The sequence below is a fragment of the Cellvibrio fibrivorans genome (assembly GCF_031457055.1).
GTDB lineage: Bacteria > Pseudomonadota > Gammaproteobacteria > Pseudomonadales > Cellvibrionaceae > Cellvibrio > Cellvibrio fibrivorans.
The window spans coordinates 318,275-341,608 of the sequence record NZ_JAVDVX010000001.1; the positions used below are offsets into that span (position 1 = coordinate 318,275).

The window sequence follows — 23,334 nt, forward strand, 5'->3', positions numbered from 1 at the left end:
ATTTATACCATCGAATTCAATACCAGCCGCCGCCTTATAATCAACTTACGGCGGTCGGTAACCTAGGAAGACATCATGCATACTCTAAAAACGACGACGATTGTCAGTGCAGCGTTCATCAGCCTGCTACTTTCTGCTTGCGGCGGTGGCAGCGATTCGCCGCTTCTTAACTCTGGGAACTCAAGCACTGCCAGCTCAGGGTCTGTAAGTACAACCGATCCCACAGCGATTGGTTTCGGCAGCGGTAGCAGTTTTACCGAAGGGGCAATAGGCGCCGGCAACACTAACCTCGCGCCGGGTGCAAGCACCACTCTGACAATTAATATTGTCAGCAGCACCAACACGCTTGTAACCACGCCCATCCAGGTGACTTTCAATTCTGGCTGTTATGCATCAGGCGAAGCCGTGCTGTCACAAGGCACTGAAATCACCAACAAGGTCACCACCGATATAGGTCAAGCGAGTATTACGTATGCAGCAAAGGGCTGCGTTGGTGATGATCAGATTACCGCCACGGCAATTATCGGCGGCGTAGCCAAGGTAGCTCGCGTTACCGTCAAAGTCGCACAGGATACCGTGCAGTCCATCAGCTTTGTCGAGGCAAACCCCAGCAAGATTTTCCTCAAGGATAGCGGCGGAGCACAAACATCAACCGTACGCTTCTTAGTAAAAGGCAGCACCGGCGCACCAATCAAAAACATTCCCCTGAATTTCAGTTTGAGCACTCAGCTTGGCGGCATTGCACTCACTGCCGCCACAGCAACTACGGATAGTACAGGCCATGCATCTACCGTAGTGCAAGCAGGCACAATTCCCACTGCAGTTGAAGTCATCGCCACAGACCCCGCGTCAAACATTACCGCTCGCTCAAATAAATTATCGATCGGAACCGGCATGCCGGATCAAAACAGTATGTCGATTTCAGCTTCACGCTTTAACCCTCCAGGTTGGGACTATGACGGCGAGCCAGTAAACATTACCATCCGTCTTGCAGATGCATTTAACAACCCACCAGCAGACGGTACATCCGTTCAATTTTTAACTGAAGGCGGATCGATCGATACCAATTGCACCACGATAAACGGCACCTGTACCGTCATTTGGAAAAGCCAAAGCCCAAGACCGAGCAATGGTAGAGTCACCATTCTCGCCACTACTGTAGGTAATGAAAGTTTTAAAGATGTTAACGGTGACGGCCTCTACACTGCTAATACCGATATTTTCAATAGTTTTACTGACGGCTGCAGTCCTAATGTCCCCCTATCAACTGCGGAAGCAACTCCAGGTGGTAACGACCAGCCTTGCGACGACTTGGGCGAGGCCTATCTCGATGAAAATGAAAATGGCGACTTCAATACAGGTGCAAGTGCGGAAGACTATGTAGACTTCAACATGAATGGGAGCCGCAATATTGAGAACGGTATTTACAATGGCGTTCTCTGCTCTACAGAGGGTTCAACTTGCACCAAACAACCGGTAACCATCCGTCAGGACATAGTACTGTCCATGTCCAGCGAACAACCAATGACACAAAATGGCCGCCTGCTGGGACAACCTGAAGCAATAGAATTAAGCGCCAACGAAACCACCATGTTTACGGTCACCCTTGCAGATATCAATGGTAATGCGATGCCAGTGGGAACCACGGTATCCCTGAGTACTAGCACTGCCAGTGATGTGACTATCAATCAAAGCATGACTACCGGTGTGGCTAGCACCCTGAACCCAACCTCATTCACCGTGACACTAAAAGCAAGTGAAACCAAACGCCCAAGCGGCAGCTTCAATATAGTAGTTACCTCCCCCAAGGGCACATCCTACAGCTTCAGCACTCGCTTGATTCCAAGACCTTTGGAGAATACTGCAGCCGTATATATAGGTAAGAGCAGTGGTGCAACCTTCCTGGTTGGACAAGTAGATGTAGGAATAGAGGATGCCGTGCTGCCGCCGGGAGGCTCAACCAGTCTCTCGGTCAGTTTTGTTGACAGCAATGGCAACCTCACTACTGGAAGCGCGACGGCGACATTCACCTCGCCCTGTGTGCGCGATGGCACTGCAATTCTGACTGACTCCAGTGGTCAGCCCACAAGTACAGCTAGCACCCAAACCGGTCGCGCCACACTTTTCTACAAAGCGAATGGCTGTATTGGAACGGACGTAATTACTGCTACCTCAACGCTGCCCAGTCTGCAGGTCAATACCGCTACTGCCACATTGAACATAACAGTGGCCACTGCACAGAACATCGTGTTTGACCGCGCTAATCCAGCTCAAATCAGCTTGAAAGGCGGCGGCGGCGTAGAAACGTCGGATGTACGCTTTATCGTGAATGGCCCTAACGGATTACCACTGTCTGGCGTTCCGGTAACACTTACCTTAAACAACAGTGTCGGCGGTGTATGCCTGATTGCTGGAGGTACTTGCACTCAAGAGGTTTTAGCGACCAGTAATGCTTCAGGGATAGTCAGCGCCCGCGTGCAAGCCGGTACTATTACCACCACCGTGCGCGTCACCGCATCAACCGAATCTGGCGGCACCACAATTTCGACGCAATCTTCAGGACTGGTTATTTCTACTGGCATTCCAGATCAGGACAGTATGTCAATTTCAGCCTCACAATATAATGTGCCGATTTACGTCGAAGGCTTTGAAGTGGAAGTGGTTATTCGGTTGGCAGACGCCTTTAACAACCCTGTTCCCAAAGATACCTCAGTCAGCTTTACGACCTCAGGCGGTATAATCGACAGTGCCTGCTCTACTGATGAATTCAGTACTTGTAAAGTAATTTGGCGTAATCAAAACCCAAGACCTTCCTCAGGCAAAGTGACTATTTTGGCAACCGCCTTGGGTAATGAGAGCTTTGTTGACACCAACGGCAATGGCACCTATGACGCCAATGACACCTTTGCTGAGAGCGGTAGTACCTGTACTCGCAATGTACCGACACCTACATTGGTTGACCCCGCCACGGCGTGTGATGATTTAGGCGAAGCCTATTTGGATAGCAACCGAGACAATACCTACAACCTAGGTGAAGTTTTTATCGATATCTTTGGGCCTGGCAATTCTCTGGTTAAAGATGGCGTAAGAACAGCCGGCAATGGTATTTACGACGGCGCGCTCTGCCCAGCAACAGGTGCAACCTGTACTCGCAACAGTGTAACTGTACGCCAAGACCTCATGCTGGTTCTGGGTACTGGTGTAGCAGACACAACAGGGAACCGACTAATTGGCCAACCGGCTAATATCGACATGGCAGCAAACTCTATCCAGACATTGCCGATCATTCTGCGTGACACCAATGGCAATAGCATGCCCGCTGGCACAACAGTGACCGTCAATAGCACAAATCTGACGGGCGCAACAGTAACACTGAGCCCAACAGCAGTAACCGTAGCAGACAATGTAACTGGCCCGACCACTTTCGATCTTGTGGTGAAAAGGGATGCAGCTGCGGCTTCGGGCCAGTTCAAACTGGTTGTAACAGCACCCGGTCGCCCGCCAGCGGAATACACATCAACCGTAACTTCGCTGTAACCTGGCTCCATCAATACCCCAATTCGGGGTGTTAACACCAACAAACCCCGCCCTAAAAGGCGGGGTTTTGTTTTTCTTGCACTGCGTTTTCCTGCGCTAGATCACTTCCGAAAAGCATCAGCACAGATAGCTTTCCGCTAACAAGACCAGCCTCAACTCAATTGCATAAAAGTCAACCGGTAAGTGATGCGTTAAAAGGATGTATTCAAAGGTCAGGCGAAGAGAGGCCAGTATCAGTGAATATGTGGCATGAAATACTATGTAGCGATGCAGGCAAGACTCGCACCATCGGCAGGCCACTCCGAGCAAACATCAAAACGCTTTAGTACGAGGAAGTAAAACTGACAAATAAATTCAAATGCCGGGGGCGATAGTATTGTTGGCAAAAACAAATTGCACCGAAAACTAATACTGATCTGGCCGTGATTGATTATGGCGTAGGTGGGAAGCACTTATAGCTTAAATAAAATTGGCCCCGCTATGGGGCCAATTTTTATAAGATGACAAACTTAGGGTTTTACAAAATTGACGGGAATACTAGTCGCTTCAATACCGTATTCTCCGTTGACAATGTCTTCTCCTCTCGCTGTTAAATCTAATGCGCTTTCCGATAATGACATGTCGTAACCGCCATTACCGATCCAGCTGTTAGCAATCCACCCGAATGGCAAAGTACTATTAGTCCAAGCTTTTGTATTTGCCCCAGCCAATACTCCCTCGCTCAAAGCACCGCCAGCATAATCGAACTTGAATCCATCAACCTCTGCCTGGGATTCAAAACCTATCGTTAGGATAGGCTGGGCATCCTCAACTTCAACGTTACCCCAAATTTGCACATCATCCACTTTTATAGTGGCATTTACACCGGGACCACCAAATTGGAAGCCGAAGTGTTGCAGATTGCCCAATCGGTTGAAATTGGGATTAAAAGTATCTTCAACAATTTCGATTTCAGTCCATTCGCCGGGAGTAAATTGGTCGATGGTCATGGTTGGGAAGGAGAAATGATTCCAACCTGCATCTTGCATAAAGAAGTTAAAAAAGAAATCCGTGTTACCCGCAAGATTAGCAGGCACAAAGACTTTAGCCCTAATGGTCACTGGGCCAGCCAAATTCAATTTCTTACTATTGATATCGCCTTTACCAACTGCAACATCTGCATCACCACCGGTATTGGTATTGCGAACCTCCAGCACACCATCAACCACTGCCAATGACGCCATTTTATCCCAAATGACGGAATAGGCTTCTGCGTCACCATCGAATGCACTCGCTAACTGCTGGGCATTGATAATCTTTGTGTTCTTCTTATTGGGATCATTAATCTCAATAAAATCTACCAGCAAAGGCTCTGCCATAGCGCCACTAAAGCCGCCCAACTGAATACCAAATGCTTGCGCTGGGCTAGCATCACTGAAATCCACATTGAACTTCACAGTATTCCAAGCACCAACAGTAAGGCTCGCAAAGCTTTGCGCAGGGATATCCTTCCAAATTTCCCAATTCGCACCGAATTGACCAAATATTTTCAACCAAGCATTACTTTCAGCTGAATAAGATGCAGGGACGTAAACGCGCAAAACTACCTCTAATGCCGTGTCTAGCGGAATTGAATAAAGGCTTGGTGCTTTCCAGCCCTGCAGATCTATCGCACCATCGCCACCGCCGGTTGGTAGGATTGTTAACTTTCCATCAGCAGCAGCCGTGGTGAATGGACCCCAATGAGCCTCCCACTCTTCATTACTCGCATCAAAATTAGCGATATATACAGGAGGGATGCCTGGGAATACAGTGAGATTATCGAATATCAAATTGCCGCTTACATCTACTGGCTTGCCATTTGCAACAATTTCAAATCCGATTTTTTGTACCGCCGTCAAATCAAAACCATCTTCGACGTAAGCACCTATGCCTTTTAGATAATCGACGCTGGTCAATTTAAAATTCAATTTATTCCATGCATCAAAATTCATGCTGCTTGCCTGATTCCACCCGGTATTGGCGTAGCGTCCATTGGCATCTTTTAAGTACATGACAATGCCGAGTTTGCCGTTGTCGACATAGGTTTTTGGAATAAACACATCGGTACGGATGCTTGCACCGCGCAAAAACAATGGTGTGTCCAGTGTCATAGCGTAAGCCGCTTTATCCTCCGCAGATTGCCAAGGGATAGAAAAGCCCATACCGCCATCGCCATAGCCCTTTCTCATAATACCCAGGTGATCAACCTCATTTTGGGGCGCAACAGCAGAGCCACCGAAACCACTCATCACAATCGGCATATTGGTTTTCGCCAAGCTGGTCATCGCGGTGCGCACCTTGTCATCGCTATTCCAGGTTTCGCCAAATCCGTGCACTGATAACACCAGATTACCTTGGGTGTCTGCAGCTTTTAGCTCGCGCGCCCGCCCAGCTGTAAAGGAATAATAATCCTGACCGCAACCCGCCGCGTCGATCACTAAAGGCACTTTCAAGCCGGCCTTACGGAATTCCCGGATTGCCAATTTGTGCGCTTCTATATAATCGCCGTAGCCGACAGTGTTTTCAGTGAACACACTTTTGGGGCCCCACTGATTAGCAACATTAATCATGAGATGTGGCTGAAAGCGGTCTTGTGCAATTACTTCCAACCAAGTCCCCAACCACAAATCGCTGACGACTTTATCCAGCTCATCGGCATCATCTTTACAGGTCAATGAATCATCGACCAAAGTAATCAGTGCCACCATATTTTTACCGATGATGTCCACCAGTGCGCCTTCCAGCTCTTCTTTGCGCGTGGTTTTCTTTACTTGTAAACGCACAACGTTAGAGCCAATTTCTGCCGCTGGTGTAATATTCTTAATCCGCTCCAACGGATTGTCACCAAACAGGATATTGGCTCCACGTAGAAAAACAGGCTGCCCGGAAACATCCTTCAGCATCCAACCATCCGCTTTCATAAACGGAGTGGATTCAGAGGGGCGAGGACGATCAGAACCATCATCGACTACTGGCTCGGGAATTAATGGATCAGTACTGTCCTTTTCGTCACCCGCTAAACCGCCGCCACCGCAAGCCTGCAGCAGCAAGCTACTCATAAAGAGCGCCATGTAACTAATTTTAAATTTCATAATAAAACTCCAAACTGTTTTAAAAGGTTGCCGTATTTAATTGCGCATTTGATTTATTTTTTGCGACGGCACTCATTAAAGTTTTACAGTCATACCCAAGGTATAACGGCGCTCTTGCACCCAAAGAGACTGGAACTGATCCGCCATTTGCGCGTAACTTCTGCGGTTTTGACCGGTCAGGTTGGCACCGTTGAAACTGAATTCAAGATGATCGTTAACCCAATAGTTTGCGGAGAAATCCAAATAACCGGTTGCCTCCAACCAGTTGCCCAAATTGAGCTCTGCAGCATTGGTATTCAAACCGACACGCCCGAGATACTCCTCACTGCGCCAGTTGTAAGCCAGACGCAGGTTCAAGCCATCGCGGTCATACCAGAGAATTAAGTTCGACTGATGTTCGGAGTTTGACGGCAGAGGCAAGGCATTGCCTTCAATATCAATGTTGTTAGATTTACTTTTTGAGTAGGTGTAGTTGAACTCAAGCCCCGTCGAACTGAGAATTTCACCCGGCAAAAAGGTAAACGGTTGCTTGTATCCCATTTCAAAGCCGTAAAGATCAGAGGCCCCCACATTGCTAGTGGTATAAATATTGGCTGTACGGCCACGATCAATACCATCTCCATCTGTAAATGGGCGCATCTCTTGCGTCTGCTCGGTGGATGTTTCCACTTCAATCAGGAATAAACCCGCAGCCAGCATGGCGTTTTCATCAAAGTACCATTCAGTTGATGTGTTATAGACATTTGCGTACCAGGGTTTGATGTAGGGATTACCGTCATCATTGCCGCCGCCCACACAGCTCACCGATTCATTGCGCGTTTGACCGCCGCCAACTGGGATCTGGATAGGCTTACCGTTTTCATCCAACTTGTCGCACTGCTGATACCAAAGCACCAGACCAGAGCCCACGTTGTTTAAATCATTGCGCGATGTAGTTTTTGATGCACCCATGCGAACGACAACGTCATCTTGCGGGAAAAAGTTCAGATTGAATGATGGCAATACATCATTAAATGAATGCTCAGTGGTGGCGGTTTCAGCAACAAACGCAATTTTTTGCCAATCGTCGTAACCTATGGAGTTATATTTATCTAATACATCTGGAACCACTGCGCGAATTACAGTGCGATCAGTGCGAATAAACTGCGCACCAAAATTACCTTTAAAAGGAATTCCGGCAAGCCCTTCTTCACTATTGAAATTGAATTGCGCGAATGCAGTCGCTGTCTCTTCAGTTACGTCGTAGGTATAACCTGGGTCGTTCGCTGTTTTAGTGCCAGGATATAACTTATTGAGGAATGCCAGAGGGTTATCCCATTCGGACGGATCCAGAGATGAAACGCCACCTTCAAATCCTTTAATGGGCCCAAAGTCAGTGAACACTGTGGTATTAGCCGCAGAGAAACCATTATCTACCAGCCCATTATCCAACAAGCCTGTTGGTTCTTCCGCGAATTCAAATTTGCGCCACTCAGGATACTTTTGCCAAATCTGATTGCCGGTTCTCAACTTGTAGCGCTTATCAACGGGAACACGAGGATCATCCCAGTTGGAGTAACGAGCTGTTGGTGTCACGTAATAAAACTTGGTGTAATCCGCTTGGCGTTCGCCCCAACGCAATCCGCCTTCCACAGATTCCCAAAAATTATCATTAAATGAAAACTTTGCATCAACGCGAGCGACATTAAGAGTGGCATTGGTATCGCTGCCGTCAGCAAAACCTTGGTACTGCTTTAATAAATTTGCGTTGGAAAGATCATCATCAAATACAAACGAAGGAACATCGCGTGAATAATCTACCGTGACGCTATAAATATTGAGCGGATCTTTACCAGAAATACCATCTTCGTCTACCCACAACCACGCAGGAGTACCCTGTTGGAAGGTGGCTTTGCGATAATGTTTTTCAGCTTCTGCATAAATGTAACGCACGCTCGCATCAAAATTGTCACCATTGGTGTATTTCAACTGCAGGTTTGTATTAAGCGCACCTGTGCGATTGCTTTCGTTGGTGGAACTGGTTTGAAAGTCAGCCGCATCGATACGCGCAACGTTTAATGCGTGCAGAGAACGGTTTTGAGTTACACCATTTTTGTCAACGTAACTGAAATCGATGCTATCGCCAAACTCACTACCGGGCAGCAGTACGTTGTACAACTGTTCATCGTAACCAATCAAAAGATCGTTGGTACCCTCGCGCGGAGCACGAACACCGTTGACCTCGTAATAATTAGGATTCGTGGCCGCATTAAAACCAACACTCACACCGCGATCATATTGCGCCATGCTGGTATAGAACACATCGCCGCGCAATGTAAAACCTTCTGCAATATTGGATTCAAACGTAAATGCACCGCCTTCACGCTCGCGGTCCATGTAATTGCTTTTTGCGCTGAAAGATTCAGGCGTTAAATACCAGTCACCGACTTTGTCTCCATCCCCATCAAAGTCGAGCGGGTCACGCGGAGTCCCTCCTCGCTGATCAAGAAATGCCAAGCGCGCATTTTCCCACATTGAGTAATTGGCATTGTATGTTGTTGAGTTAAAACCCGAGAGCGTAAACGCAAAGACATCATCAAAGTTATTGCCCACAAAAATGCTGACATTATGGTCTGGATCGCGTGTGCTGGTTGAACCGTCTTTGTTGGTTTCCTTATCCGACATATCACCCATGGAGCCTTCAATTCGAGCGCGCACCATCCAATCTTTTAGCGTTAATGGGCTGAGGGTTTTCAAATCCACCAAGCCGGAAATGCCTCCGGCCAACGAATTGGCAGATTGGGACTTGTAAACATCAGCACCAGAAATTAAACCGGCCGGTACATCCGAGTAGTTAGCGCCCACGCCGGTGATTGTCCATGGGCTCAGGAACTGCTCACCATTGAGCGTGGTCAACACTTGCGGCATACCACGCACGTTCAAGCTAGTACCTTCATTGGCCTCACGGGTAATTTGCACACCAGTCACACGCTGTAGCGAGTCGGTGATGGTGGTATCCGGCAACTTGCCAATATCTTCTGCCACAATCGAATCAACGACTACGGCCGAATTACGTTTGATATCAATCGCCTTGGCCTGCGATGCGCGCACGCCTTTTACGATCACTTCTTCAACCTGCTCATCGCTGGTTGCTGCGGCTGCCGGTTCCTGTGCGTATGCCTGTACACCGTAAAGTGCACAGCCTATCGCCAGAACCAGAGCTTTTTTTCTGGTGGTGATACCGCTAGGTTTGATCATCTTGAGCTTCCTCGTGTTGTTATCTTTTATAAAAATCGGGGGCAACGCTGTGCGAAAGCGCATTGGATGCAGCTCTCACCGCACATCCATGAAGGAAGGCGGAACGGGGAAATACCCTGGTTGTTTACAGCGCGAATGTTCTCTAATTGCTTAAATTTATTGTGTTTAGTTCTGCAATATTGAAAATAAATACTATTAATGACATTTATTGGTGTGAATTTATGACAGAGATGATGTATTAAAATGTAATCGGTTTCAAGCTGAATTTGTGACCGGTTACACCAAATTAAACCTCGCCATTACTGAGGCTTAATTGATTAAAACGTACTTAATTCTATTTTTTAGTCTAAAAATGATTCGAATTAGGGTTATATGCACCTAAAAACTTCAAAAAAAGAATAAATAAGCAGAATTTCCAAGCAAAAATGCTAGAAAGAAGTAATAAGCGTTATTTGACGACAACTAAAGAAATCTAAAAAAGAATACGGTTTCATTTGTTTTTGCAGATGTATGATCAAAAGTCGGGCATAAAAAACCCGGCAATGCCGGGTTTGGGGGCGGGATCTAGCTGCGGAAGTCAGGCGATAAGGGCACTCACAGCAACTGCTCTATCGCGGCCGCTAGCTTGGGTGAATCCGGCTTGGTCATACTGCCGAAATGCTCAACTACCTTACCGTCTTTACCGACCAGATATTTATTGAAATTCCATTTTGGCTCTTCACTTTGCGCATTAAGCGCTTTAAACAGGGTATTCGCCTTCTCACCGGTCACATGGGTGGGTGAGAGCATGGTGAAGGTCACACCGTAATTGAGATAACAAATTTCAGCGGCTTTTTCCTCATCGGCATCTTCCTGCTTGAAGTCATCGCTCGCAAAACCAACCACTACCAAACCCTTGTCTTTGTATTTTTTATGCAGTGCTTCCAGCTCTTTAAACTGGGAGGTAAAACCACAGTGGCTGGCGGTGTTCACCACCAACACCGTTTTGTTTTCCATCAGTGCACAAATATCGACAGAATCTTTTGAATGCAATTTACGATATTCGCCTTTCATATAATCCGGGCAGGCGGATGCGGCAGCGCTAACCAAGCTGACCATAGCAACTCCAAAGAAGGTAACCATAGGGTTAATAAATGATTTCACGGCAGATTCCTCACTATACAAGTAGGTGAATAACTTACGCAGTGTATGCTTTTTTGGATGCGAGAAAAGAGTAAGCGCGGCCGCTTAACCAATCCTTACGAGTGTGACGGCGCGCCGATAACACACAATTAAAATAGAAAAACAAAAAAGCGGACCTGTAAACAGGCCCGCAAAGTCCGGGGGAGGAGATAAACCGAAAGTGAAACAACAGCGTTAAATTTTAGTAATGCGTATCCAATTGATATTCCAACCAGCTTGCGGAGCATAAATGCCGAGACTGTAAGTGCCCGCCGTGACATTCACGTTGTGCGTAACAGTCGTCCAGTTTTGCCAACCGCCAGTTGCCGGAATAGCCACTTGCCCTAACTGGATTGCACCGGCATTCAAATCCAGCGATAAAACAGAACCGCTTAGACTGGCCACACGGTATTCCACTTTATAGGTACCACTGCTCGGGAAATTGATATTGGCGTAAGACATCCAATCGCCCGTATCAATCCAACCAACATATTGCCCTGCGCCACCATCGCTGGTGACGTCGAGCTGCACACCACTCATGACTGAATAGGATTCAGCTTGAATCAACCGGGAAATTGCTGTGGGTGTACTGGATGAAGCGCGGCTGGAGCTCAGCGGTGTACTGGAGCGCGAACTACTTGAAGCAGTTGCACCCATAACACCGTAAGGTGGCGATAATGTTTGGCAGGTTTGGATACCCACACAGTCCGCATTATTTTGCCAACCCCAACCGGAACTGATGTTGGTGCAGATAGCGTAAATTGTTCCCCACCAATTACATTGTTGCCCAGCTGCAGTTGAACTGCTGGAACTGACCGCCACACTGGAGCGACTGGAACTGTTCGGACGCGAGGATGCAGCCGGGGTTGAACTGGTATTGTTGCCATTAATATTTTGCACGTAGCTGGTACCCACCGCGCGCAAGTTGGCAATTTTTTGCGGGATTTCCGTTGCTGGAACCTGGTTATTTTTTTCAAAATAAACCCAGTCTACATCTTCAAAATATTCGCGATAGTTACTGTTGTTGATGTAACCCCGGGTATTGCACGCCGCATCAAAACAATCATTGCTAAACCACAATTGGAACATTAAATACATCGGATAATCCGGTGCCACTGCACCGCTAAATGATGTTTGATAAGCGCCGTCGATATAAAACGAAATCAACCCATCTTGCACTTGCATCACCAGTGTATGCCAACCTTGCAAACTACCCTGGGTGCGCGTAACACCGTGATTACTTTCATCCGACCAATCGACAATACGATAAGTGCCAGACCACATACTCGGTGTTGCCGAACCGGTCCACCACCCGCCGTTAGGTAAGTATTCAAAATCGATTTCGCTGTAAGGCTCCGCCCCTTCAATGTAATCCGTCAAACCAAAAAAAGTTTCGATCGCGGTATCACCATCGGGACCGGTACTGGGTGCATCGTTAAAATACATGCGCGCTGCCCAGGTGCCATTTTTATAAATTTGTTCGACACGTGCCACTTCCGCTTGCGACACGCTCCCGGTAGTGGAACGATTATTGACAATCGTACTACCGTTAATATTGGTGTTCGCCTTCAAGCGCATAAATTTATTGGCTGGCGCTGCCGGGTCGGTCACAAAAGAAATATTGTTAGTGCTCCAGGTTCCATTCGCCAAACCTGGGCCGCCTTCCCATGTGCGCACACGCCAACCGTTATTGGTTAACTGTGTTGTTGTGGTGTAACTAAAATCATCAAATAAAATTTGTTCCGTTTGGGCAACACCGGGTTGTGCTCCTAAACACAATGCCAGCACACTGGCCGCAACCATGCAGCGGCTTTGCCATGCCTTAAAGTTGATAAAGTTCATTATTGTTCGCTCTCAAAAAATTCATTGAAGTGCCCGCCCGGATAATGACTGCCAACCAGATCCAAGGCTCATTGACCACGCTAGCACTGGCCAAAAATCGCAACAATGCACACAGTGAAAGTCGCACCTGCCCTGACTAAAGTCGAACTTTGCGAAAAAAAGTGAAGCACTATTCCGCCAACCTTGTCACACCACATAAAACATCAATAACGGTTCGTTAGGGATTAACAATTACACCTTGATAAATATTTTGTTGCGATACAACAGCAAACTAATAAACCAGAACAGCAGCACATGCAGCAATGCAAATACAAGCGACGCCATGGCGGGCGGAAACACCTGCGCAAGCCAGGTAAATAATGCGCTATAGAAATTTCCGCTCTCGCCCTGCACAGGGATAAATAAGTAAGCGTGCACCCAAAAAGGCGCCAACATATAAATAAAAATGGAATTGGAACCGTAAATAATAAACGGTTGCGCCAACCGCTTGAATTGTTTGATATCCACCAGCCACACAAACAGAGCAAGTGCAATACAAAAATAGCCGGCGCTATAAATCACAAATGAACTGGTCCAGAGTGATTTATTAATTGGCAGCCCAATGCTCCAGAGCAATCCCAAGGTTATCCCTGCCAAGCCTAAAATCAGCAATATAAACAAACTTTTCACACGATCTTGTTGTGCCACTAAAAAACGCGTCAACTCAAAACCAATCAACACATTGACTACCGCAGGTAAAGTGCTGAGCAAACCCTCAGGGTCAAAAGGCACACCTTTTCCGTTATACATGTGCTCCGCACCGAGCAGCGCCACATCTAATTTGACGACAATATTTTGGGTTAAATTAAAGGGATTATCGCTGCCACCAATAACCAGCAACAACCAATAACCCACCAATAAAAAAGCGCCGATAATATAGACGTGGTGGCGCTTTAGGCTGAGCACAATAAATGCCGCAATCGCATAAGCGAGCGCGATGCGCTGTAATACGCCCATGATCCGCAAATGTTCCCAACCACCCAGTACCCCATTGAAAATCAGGCCGAGAACAAAAATGATCGCTGAGCGCCGCACAACCATGAGCGCAATCGCGGGCGATAATTGCATGGATACTTTTTGTAGTGAGAAATACATCGCCGAACCCACTACGAATAGAAAAAATGGAAAGACCAAATCGGTAGGTGAACACCCATGCCAATCGGCATGCATAAAAGGGGGATAAACAAATTCCCATGAACCGGGAGTATTGACCAAAATCATCATTGCAATCGTTAATCCGCGCAGGGCGTCCAACGCCAAAAAGCGCGCAGGGGTAGTCATCTCAGGCATAGCAGTCCACTGTATTGAGAATATTAATTTTTCGTCATTCCTGCGAACGCAGGAATCCATATGCTGGATACCCGCATTCGCGAGCATGACAACATGTGTATTGTTCAGAGTTTTTTAGCGCGAATTGGCCGCACAATGTTTTTTGATATAGTCCATATGCGTTGGCATAGCGTCAGCAGCGCGATCAATAACCGATTTGATTTCATGCATTAAACGCTGGAATTCCTGTTCTTCAATTTGATCAGTAAGCGGATGGTAAAATTTTGGAATTAATCCCTGCCCTTGCATCACTGCAAACCAACTTACCTCATCGAAAAGTTCGTTGTTGTCGCGAAACAAGCGCCCGCTGGATTCATACAGATCCAGTTTTTTCTGCAATGTCTCCGGCACTTGCATCTGGCGGCAGTAATTCCAAAATTCAGAATCTGTGCGCTGGCTTGCCTTGTAATGCAAAATTATAAAATCACGCACATAGGTGAATTCTGCGGTCAGCAATTCATTGTATTTATCGATAATGGTTTGGTTAAAATCTGCCGCAGGCAATAACGCAACTAATTTGGAAATGCTAGATTGAATTAAATGAATACTGGTTGACTCCAATGGTTCAAGGAAACCACTCGCCAAGCCCATAGCCACACAGTTTTTATTCCAGAACTTACGCCGCATACCGGTTTTGAACCGGATAAAACGCGGCTCTGCCAACACATTGCCTTTAACACTTTCCAGGAGTATTTTTTTAGCTTGGTCATCACTCATATATTTACTGCAAAATACATGGCCATTACCGGTTCGGTGTTGTAATGGAATACGCCACTGCCAGCCAGCAGTATGTGCAGTCGAACGCGTATACGGTGTTGGATCGGAAACTTTCTGCGTTGGAACCGCCACAGCAGTATCGCAGGGCAGCCAATGCGACCAATCGTCATAGCCGGTGTTCATCGCCTGTTCGATCAACAAACCGCGAAAGCCAGTGCAATCAATAAATAGTTGTGCACCTAAACTCTCACCGGTTTTTAAAATAATTTTTTCGACAAAGCCATCATCGCTACGCAATGCCACTTTGGTAATTTCACCTTCTATGCGTTCAACACCGCGCGCCTCGGCAAAGCGGCGCAAATATTGTGCATAGAGTCCCGCATCAAAATGGTACGCGTAAGAAATTTGCGAGAGGGGTGAATTGGGAATCTTTGCGGGCGGCATAAAACGCCCGCGCAAAGCGGCCTGGATTGCAATGGAAAATTCGCCTGGGTCACGCGCCTGTTGGTTGGCCGCATGGCGTAGCCAATAATTATAAAAACTTAAATAACCCATGTTCATGCCGTAAGCGCCAAAAGGATGGACATAGCTATTGCCAAGGCTGCCCCAATCCACAAACTGGATTCCCAACTTAAAAGTACCCTGGGTGTGTTTAATAAAATCATGTTCATCGATGCCGAGCATCTGATTAAATTTTTGGATTACCGGAATAGTGGCTTCGCCTACACCCACAGTTCCAATCTGGTCGGACTCTACCAAACGAATGCGACACTTATCTTTATAGACGTGTGATAGCGCTGCGGCTGCCATCCACCCGGCCGTGCCACCGCCGACAATTAAAATATCGTTAATCATTTATCACTCCGGACATTTTATTTTTTGTAAATTTAAAATTCAGTATTTGTAGGCTAAAAATCGTTTCGTCATACCCGCGAACGCGGGTATCCATAAAAATTAGAACAGTGGACTCCTGCTTTCGCAGGAGTGACGAGAAACGAAAAAAATCAGTTACATTAATTTACAAAAATCAAAACGTCGCCCGCACTGATAACGCATAACGTCGATCAGTTAAAGAGAAGTTTTTCGGAGTGGTGACACCTTCCTGGTTGAACTGCGTGCGCGTGAGCGTCATTTCGTCCAACAAGTTGCTGCCTTCAATACCGATGCGGAAATTGTCGTTGATCGTGTACCAGATAGACGCATCCAGATACCCCTGGTCTTCACTGAAGATAGGCGCAAATGAATTGGCATCGCGGCGGGTAATCAAATACTCGGAGCGCCAGTTGTACGCGAAGCGCGCTTCTATTCCTTCGTATTGATACATCAATGCAAAGTTATAGGTATCTTCCGACAAACCCGGCAATGGTAAATTGTTGAAATTACGGAACGCATTGCGGTCGCCTCCCACCGAGACACTGGTACCCATTTCCGCATCTTCAAGATCATCTTGCGATACATAGGTGTAGTTAAATTGCGTACCAAATCCGCTCCAGAATCCGGGCAAGAAATCATAAAATTGTTGATAGGCAACTTCGAAACCTTTAATGCTGCCCTCACCTTCATTGACTTGACGGCGCACCAACATATCCATCGAAGTACCGTTATCCGGATTAATTACGGTAGTTTGATAATTGCGTTCGCGGAACAAATTTTCGATATCTTTCTGGAACAAACTCAGCGTTAAAGAACCCACTTCACTGAAATACCATTCCGCCGTTAAATCGATTTGATTGGATTCTTCCGGCTGCAAATTGGGGTTGCCACCCGTACCGTTCGCCGATACTTTCATATCAATAATGTTGGCGGGGTTAGCAGGATCGGTGGTGGATGTAACCGCTGCATTGTAATTGGTGGTATTGCGCATATCGTAAAGCGATGGAAAAAATATCGCTTTGGATAATGCAAAGCGCGTAATAATGTCATCGGTCACAGCAACACTCACATTAAGACTCGGCAAAGTCGTGGTGTAAGTATCTGGCTCTGCGGTATTTACGGTTGAGCCACCGCCATTAAAAAATGCCGCATAAGTAGGAAAGTTTTGTTTATAGTAAGCTTCTGCAACATCACCTAAACCCGGCTTATTAAAACGAGATGTTCCTGTCGCTTCTACACCATAACTCACATAGCGCAGACCCACATTGGCTTTAACCGGCATTGGCAATTCATCATTTACAAAATCAAACCGCACATACGCTTCTTCGCGATCAATTGCGGTGGTGACAGTTTCGTGCGGTAAATATCCCTGCGCATTGGTCGGTTTGCCATCAATACTGACGCGCGCACCGCGATTGCGCCAACCACCATTGTTCAAGCCTTTATCCATAAGAAATTGATCGTAAGCTAATAAATTTTTCTCTTGGGTATTGCTCATGCGTGGAAATAAGAAAGTGCGGTTATCGCCCGCAAGACCTTTACCACCCATAAAATCATTGCCGAAAGTGACGCCTTCATACAATTCTGGATTGCCTGCCATACCCGCAGTCGGCGCTGTACCCCAAGTATGGGAGACTGCGCCCCAGTTAATATATTCGTCGTCTTGAGTAGTGCGGTCGATATCAGAAAAATACGCACCACCCGCAATGGATTTCAACCAACCACTTTCAATTTGGTATTCAACATCAGCGGTGAAAGAATCCATAGTTCCTTCAGCATCGACATTGGTATCCATAATTGATACTTGATAATAATCACAAGCACCCGCGGGATCAGACAAATCGGTTGCGCCGGGATTTGTTCCAGCAGGGCACCAATCCGGTACACCCCCTGTTGCATTAGTGCCTAAAAATTTCACGGTCGGAATTTTGGTGCGTAAATCGAGGAACACATCGGACATCGCGAAGCGATTGTTGATGGTGTTATTTTCGCGCTCGTAACTGGTATCAAGCGTTTGATAATCCAGTTCGATTTTCCATTTGTCATCCGGTGTCAGTAACACATTAAAACTGGCGTCCTCAACGATACTTTCAGTGCGATCGCCACGTGTTGACGCCAGATAAGCAACATTCCACGGATAGCTTATAGTTCCGCTAGTAAAGTAGCCTTTATCATCAAAGGTTGCGTCGGTACCGACCAATACAGCATTGGTAAGATCTGCATCGAAGCCCTGCGAACTGGTAGTCGGGAAGAGCACACGCTCGCGCCAACTCTCTTCGGAGTCCGAACGGATAAATTCAGCGGTGGCTTTAATAGTTTCGTCGCTATTTTGCCATTGCAATGCAGCATCAAATCCATTGCGGTCGCGATTGGAATCAGCGGTTTGCATCCAGGGCCCGGTGGGCATGTAGAGTTTTTTTCCGGCATAACCGGGCAACTCGGTCGAGCCCAAGGTTGGAAACTCGGTCTGGGTTGCACTGCGCTCATAAAAGTTGGTCAGGTTGATGCCATCACCGCGCGCGGTAAATTCCGACGTCGATGCGCTGATCAAAAAACCAAACTCACCGATATCGGTATCCCAGCGGTCGCTGAATAATCCCGAATAAGATGGCGACCAATCATCGACCAGATCACCGTAGCTGGTTTTAGCTGAGAGAAAAATTTTGCGCCCATCCATATCCAAAGGTTTGCGCGTAATTAAATTCACCGTACCGGCAATACCACCGGAAATAATATCGGCGGTTTGGTTTTTAATTACTTCCACCGTGCCCACCAATTCAGGTGGTATATCTTCGTAACTCAAACCCGATGTCCAGTTGCCCGCACTGAAAGATTCGCGCCCATTAAATTGGCTGTGCACGCGATCCAATCCGCGCACCAAAACCCCACGCCCTTCAGCCGCAAAATGGTTAGGGTCAGTCGGCGCTGCAAAACGGCCAACCGTTACACCCGGAACACGCTGCAAAGCTTCGGTCACACTTTTATCCGGCAACGCACCAATGTCGGAAGAAGTAATAACATCTTTCACCGTATCGCCGTCGCGCTTTAACGCTTGCGCATCTTCAAGACTGGTGCGAATCCCCTGCACCACAACTTCTTCCAGTTCTTGTTCAGTTGCTGCATTTCCTGTTTGCGCGATTGTTGGAGCGCCGAACGCCATAACCGAAACAGCGAGCAGGGATTTTTTAAACATCCTGCGCGTGTTTTTTGTGTTTGTATCGCCACGGTTGAACATAACTAACCCCTATTTTTGTCGAGTGATTAAAAAGCCGGCAAATCAAGCCATCTCCGAATCTAGCACTCGCATTTTTGGGGTTCTACGGCACAGAAAAACTCGAACCAGAACTACTAAAAGTCGCACTTAGGGGCCAATAGAAAAGTCGAACCTGTTTATCGGTACAAGAAAAAGATTTTTCGGGGGGAGTTTAAATAGGTTGTTTTTATCGTTTTTGTGACTGGCTTGGTATTTCTGATATCACCGTTTTCTATGCGGGATAACGCACTGATACAGCAATTAATCTTCCTTAAGCTGGATTTGTCACGCTGAATCGGAGTCGCTTGAAGCGATAATCTCAGGCTATAGAATCTGTCATTTTTGCTTTTATAACCCGATTAAGTGAACTGTCTTTCTTACCGAGGGCACCACTATGATCAAATTAATCAACCATGAAAAGCGCGGCAATTTCGCGTTCTATTTAGCAACCTTGTCGGTGAGCGGCCTGCTGTTAGCAGGTTGTAGTTCGCCCCCCAAAGCACCCGACCAGGCATTACAAGCTGCGGAACTGGCCATCGCAACGGCTGAACAAGCGCGCGTCGCCGACTATGCATCTCCTGAGCTGGGTGAAGCCCGCGACAAACTCACCGCTGCACGCACTGCAGTCGCTAAAGAAGAAATGACGACTGCGGCGCGCTTGGCAGAACAAGCGCGAGCCGACGCCGAATTAGCAACGGCCAAGGCAGAAGCAGCCAAAGCCCAAGCGATCAATGATGAACTGGGAAAAAGCGTCAATACCCTTGAACAGGAATTGCAACGTAACTCAGGAGGTGTCCAATGAACCAATTCACGAAACCTATCGCGCCAATCTTGTTAGCAGTGATTAGCAGTGGGCTGTTATTGGCCTGTAGCACTACACCTAAAGCGCCAGATGGTTCAGCAGAAGTACGTGCAAAACTGACCCAACTGCAATCGGATTCACAATTGGCAACTCTTGCACCGGTTGCGATTAAAGAAGCCGAAGCGGCCGTAAACCTTGCTGAACAACCACGCAAAGACACCAAATATTCACAACATCTGGTGTACCTCGCAGATCGCAAAGTCGATACCGCTGTAGCACTGGCAACGGCCCGCTTTTTGGAAGATCAGCGCAAAGAAATCAGTGATCAGGCAACCGAGGCGCAACTTGCATCACGCACTCAAGAAGCCGATGCCTTGCGCCGCCAATTAGCTGAACTGAATGCAAAACAAACCGAACGTGGATTGGTGGTCACCCTGGGTGATGTGTTATTTGAAACAGGAAAAGCCGATTTAAAAGGGACAGCAACAGCAAACCTCGCGAAGTTAACTGCATTTCTCTCGCAACATCCCGATCGTTCCTTGGTAATTGAAGGCCACACCGACAGCGTCGGCAGTGAAAGTTATAACCAAGTGCTTTCGCAAAATCGCGCTGATTCAGTTAAAGCTTTTTTGCTTAACCAGGGCGTTGCGTCTAATCGTATGACCGCTTTTGGCAAAGGCGAAAGCTCGCCTGTCGCCAGTAACGATTCTTCTTCGGGCCGACAAATGAATCGCCGCGTGGAAGTCATCATTGCCACTCCTGGCCAAGCAAGTGCCGGCCAATAAATGTGGCATAAACCGAAGCTGGTAATTGCCAGCTTCATCCCTCCGCAACGGATAGCACCGAGAGGATTGTCAGGGAAAATTGTTTGAATTGCGTAAGGAGAAACCTATGACCCTTGGCACAATTTTATTAATCGTCCTGATCCTGATGCTCATCGGTGCTGTTCCCGCGTGGCCTCACAGCCGCAGCTGGGGTTACGGCCCCAGCGGAGGTTTGGGTGTAGTGGTAGTAATTTTAATCATCCTGCTACTACTGGGCCATATATAGCAACAGGTATTGCGCTTTTACAATTTTAGTAATTATTAACATTCACTTTTTAAACGGCGTTTTACATTTTATTCATTCAAAGGAATCTAACTATGAAAATCTATAGTCATTATTTTACCGCTGTTCTCCTGTCCTTTTTTGTTTTGCTGGCTGGATGCTCTTCAACATCAAAAGAAAAAAGTACCGGTGAATATATCGACGATGCAGTGATTACCACCAAAGTAAAAGCCGCTTTCGTTGAAGACGACGATTTAAAAGCAACTGAAATCCAGGTTGAAACTTTTAAGGGTGTAGTGCAACTCAGCGGCTTCGTCGCTAATGCATCGCACGTTAGCAAAGCCAGCAGGGTAGCTCGCGAAGTAAAAGGTGTGCAATCAGTTAAGAATGATATCCGGGTGAAGTGATAGCGCTCGTTAAAACATCGAATAAAAGGGCTGCAATTGCAGCCCTTTTAATTCTCTCAATTATTTTTAACTATTCCGAAAAAAAAGCGGATCTAAAAAGATCCGCAAAGTCCGGGGAGAAAACAGAAGAAAACCGATAAGGCAATTCAATTACAATTTGGTAAATCTGATCCAGTTAAGATTCCATCCGCCCTGGGGTGCAAAAATTCCTACACTGTAAGTACCCGCATTAATCGACACGTTGTGCGAGACCGTAGTCCAGGTTTGCCAGCCTCCAGTTGCTGGAATATTCACTTGACCCAATTGAATCGCACCGGCATTTAAATCGAGTGATACACGTGAACCGCTTACACTCGCTACACGATATTCCACTTTATAAGTGCCATTGGTGGGGAAATTAATATTGGCGTGCGCCATCCAATCATTTGCATCGATCCAACCGACGTTTTGGCCGCCACCCGTGTCAGTTGTAGTTTCAAGTTGCACACCGCTCATCGCGGTATAGGCTTCCGCCTGAAGCAAACGGGTGAACGCAGCAGTTGATGAACTTGAAGATGATGTTGCGCCACATGCTGATGCCGCAATTGGCTCCCAGAAATAGGTACTCACATTGGGGATGTAACCCGGGTTAGCGTATTCAGCGATGTAGTAACCGCCTTGGTAAGTCACTTTATCGCCCGCCGCATAATTTTGTCCGCTTACCCACGCCGGGCAACTGGTGGATGTTGATGAACTCGATCCACCACCACTACCAATTTGGCTGTGGATTGCAGCGAGCAAACTATTTGCACCGGCAACATCTTGCGACAATTCCCAGATCATTACACCCGAACCTTCTTGCAGCGCGAGTTGGGTTTTACTGCGAATGGTGGGAATACCGTTGTAGGTAATGTAGCTGCAGCCAGCGCAGCGAGTGCCGATCACATCCGCCTGCGCAGCACCCGCACCAAATTGACTGACGATGGAATTAAAATCGTAGGCAGCCGCATAACCATTAAATCCGTAACCGTAAAAAGGAACACCTAACACCATTTTTTGTTTGGTTAGGCCACGCGCTTTCCAGATATTAATATCCGACACCGCCATCGAATAAGGTGAGTGTTCAACACCCGCCGGGCCCCAACCTGGGCCAATCGCGTCGTACGACATGATGTTTACAAAATCAAAATACGGCAGCGATGAGGTGGGCACCATTCCGCCAACATAAGAAGCAGTCGCCGAGGTCAATAATTTTCCGGCCGGTAAACCATTGCGCAGAGCTTGGATAAATGGCGTGTAGTTTCCAGCGTTATCGATATTGGTGAGCACTACACCTTCGATATCAATATCCAACCCATCGAGATTAAATGTACTCACAAACTGCAACAGGTTATTGACGATAGTGGCGCGGTTCGCTGGCTGCAACAGCGTTTGCCAATTGCCCGAGCAAGGCGGCAGAACACCGCCAGCTACCGACACCAATACCTTCACGCCTGCCTGGTGCGCTTTGTTCACCACATAGTTGATATCACTCGCACTAGCCCCTTCCATACACACCGGATTGCCACCGCTGGTAACTGCACCGCTGGCATTCGGGTTTAAAAATGACAAGTTGAGATGGGTAAGTTTGCTAAGGTCAGTGCGATCAATCACTGCTGGCATATTTTTGTACGACGGAATGTAACCGACAACTTTCGTTTGCGCTTGGGCAATAGTGGAAAAACTTGCCAGAGCGATCAGCCCCAAGCCTGCACAAAGCCATTGCCGAACTGCCGATGGGATGGTCCCCGATCTATGATTGGTTTGATGAAGTGCGCGCATTTGCGATTAACCTCTTTAACGTTATTAGTAGTGAGCGACCGATTAAAACCTCTGCGAAATAAAATCATTACCGATGCAAACTAGCACTCACCCAAAACGCTCGCAACATCCTTACAACCACTGACCTAAACTCACACCCAATTGCCATAAAGTCACACTTTGCGCACTAAAGTGGGA

At 47.1% G+C, this 23,334-nt stretch carries 13 protein-coding genes; 5 read left to right on the top strand and 8 right to left on the bottom strand.

From position 1 onward, the window contains the following. The first annotated feature begins 75 nt into the window (after nt 1-75). Nucleotides 76-3,537: a hypothetical protein gene (locus J2X05_RS01440; RefSeq protein WP_310067715.1), complete on the top strand. Its 3,462-nt coding sequence runs from the start codon at nt 76-78 to the stop codon at nt 3,535-3,537. A gap of 509 nt (nt 3,538-4,046) precedes the next feature. Here J2X05_RS01440 and J2X05_RS01445 read toward each other — a convergent pair. The 7 genes from J2X05_RS01445 to J2X05_RS01475 all read right to left on the bottom strand — a co-directional run bounded on the left by J2X05_RS01445 (nt 4,047) and on the right by J2X05_RS01475 (nt 19,041). Then, nucleotides 4,047-6,650: a hypothetical protein gene (locus tag J2X05_RS01445; RefSeq protein ID WP_310067717.1), complete on the bottom strand. Its 2,604-nt coding sequence runs from the start codon at nt 6,648-6,650 to the stop codon at nt 4,047-4,049. A 75-nt stretch (nt 6,651-6,725) separates the two neighbouring features. Beyond that, entirely contained in the window at nt 6,726-9,887 is a 3,162-nt protein-coding gene (locus J2X05_RS01450; protein ID WP_310067720.1) for a TonB-dependent receptor, read from the bottom strand. Between the two features lie 594 nt (nt 9,888-10,481). Further along, nucleotides 10,482-11,009, bottom strand: a complete 528-nt coding sequence (locus J2X05_RS01455; protein ID WP_310069425.1) for a glutathione peroxidase — start codon at nt 11,007-11,009, stop codon at nt 10,482-10,484. Between the two features lie 234 nt (nt 11,010-11,243). Continuing rightward, on the bottom strand, nt 11,244-12,890 hold the full coding sequence (locus J2X05_RS01460) for a carbohydrate-binding protein (RefSeq protein WP_310067722.1): 1,647 nt from the start codon (nt 12,888-12,890) through the stop codon (nt 11,244-11,246). A gap of 231 nt (nt 12,891-13,121) precedes the next feature. Beyond that, the gene (locus J2X05_RS01465) at nt 13,122-14,219 is read right to left on the bottom strand and encodes an acyltransferase family protein (protein WP_310067724.1); all 1,098 of its coding nucleotides are present in this window, start codon (nt 14,217-14,219) and stop codon (nt 13,122-13,124) included. Nucleotides 14,220-14,333: 114 nt separating this feature from the next. Continuing rightward, nucleotides 14,334-15,830, bottom strand: a complete 1,497-nt coding sequence (locus J2X05_RS01470; RefSeq protein WP_310067725.1) for a tryptophan halogenase family protein — start codon at nt 15,828-15,830, stop codon at nt 14,334-14,336. A 172-nt stretch (nt 15,831-16,002) separates the two neighbouring features. After that, the gene (locus J2X05_RS01475) at nt 16,003-19,041 is read right to left on the bottom strand and encodes a TonB-dependent receptor (protein WP_310067727.1); all 3,039 of its coding nucleotides are present in this window, start codon (nt 19,039-19,041) and stop codon (nt 16,003-16,005) included. Nucleotides 19,042-19,495: 454 nt separating this feature from the next. Between J2X05_RS01475 and J2X05_RS01480 the strand changes: the two genes are divergently transcribed. The 4 genes from J2X05_RS01480 to J2X05_RS01495 all read left to right on the top strand — a co-directional run bounded on the left by J2X05_RS01480 (nt 19,496) and on the right by J2X05_RS01495 (nt 21,357). Then, nucleotides 19,496-19,903 (top strand): DUF4398 domain-containing protein, encoded by a 408-nt coding sequence (locus tag J2X05_RS01480; protein WP_310067730.1) that lies wholly within the window; start codon nt 19,496-19,498, stop codon nt 19,901-19,903. Further along, nucleotides 19,900-20,688 carry an OmpA family protein gene (locus tag J2X05_RS01485; RefSeq protein ID WP_310067733.1) on the top strand — a complete coding sequence of 263 codons (789 nt, stop codon included), beginning with the start codon at nt 19,900-19,902 and terminating at the stop codon, nt 20,686-20,688. The genes J2X05_RS01480 and J2X05_RS01485 overlap by 4 nt, the downstream gene beginning before the upstream one ends. A 106-nt stretch (nt 20,689-20,794) precedes the next feature. Then, on the top strand, nt 20,795-20,953 hold the full coding sequence (locus tag J2X05_RS01490; RefSeq protein ID WP_310067735.1) for a DUF3309 family protein: 159 nt from the start codon (nt 20,795-20,797) through the stop codon (nt 20,951-20,953). Nucleotides 20,954-21,045: 92 nt separating this feature from the next. Next, a complete protein-coding gene (locus J2X05_RS01495) occupies nt 21,046-21,357 on the top strand; it encodes a BON domain-containing protein (protein ID WP_310067739.1) in 312 nt (103 codons plus the stop codon). 150 nt (nt 21,358-21,507) lie between these two features. Here J2X05_RS01495 and J2X05_RS01500 read toward each other — a convergent pair whose 3' ends face one another. Beyond that, on the bottom strand, nt 21,508-23,157 hold the full coding sequence (locus tag J2X05_RS01500) for a carbohydrate-binding protein (protein ID WP_310067742.1): 1,650 nt from the start codon (nt 23,155-23,157) through the stop codon (nt 21,508-21,510). Between the last annotated feature and the right edge of the window lie 177 nt (nt 23,158-23,334).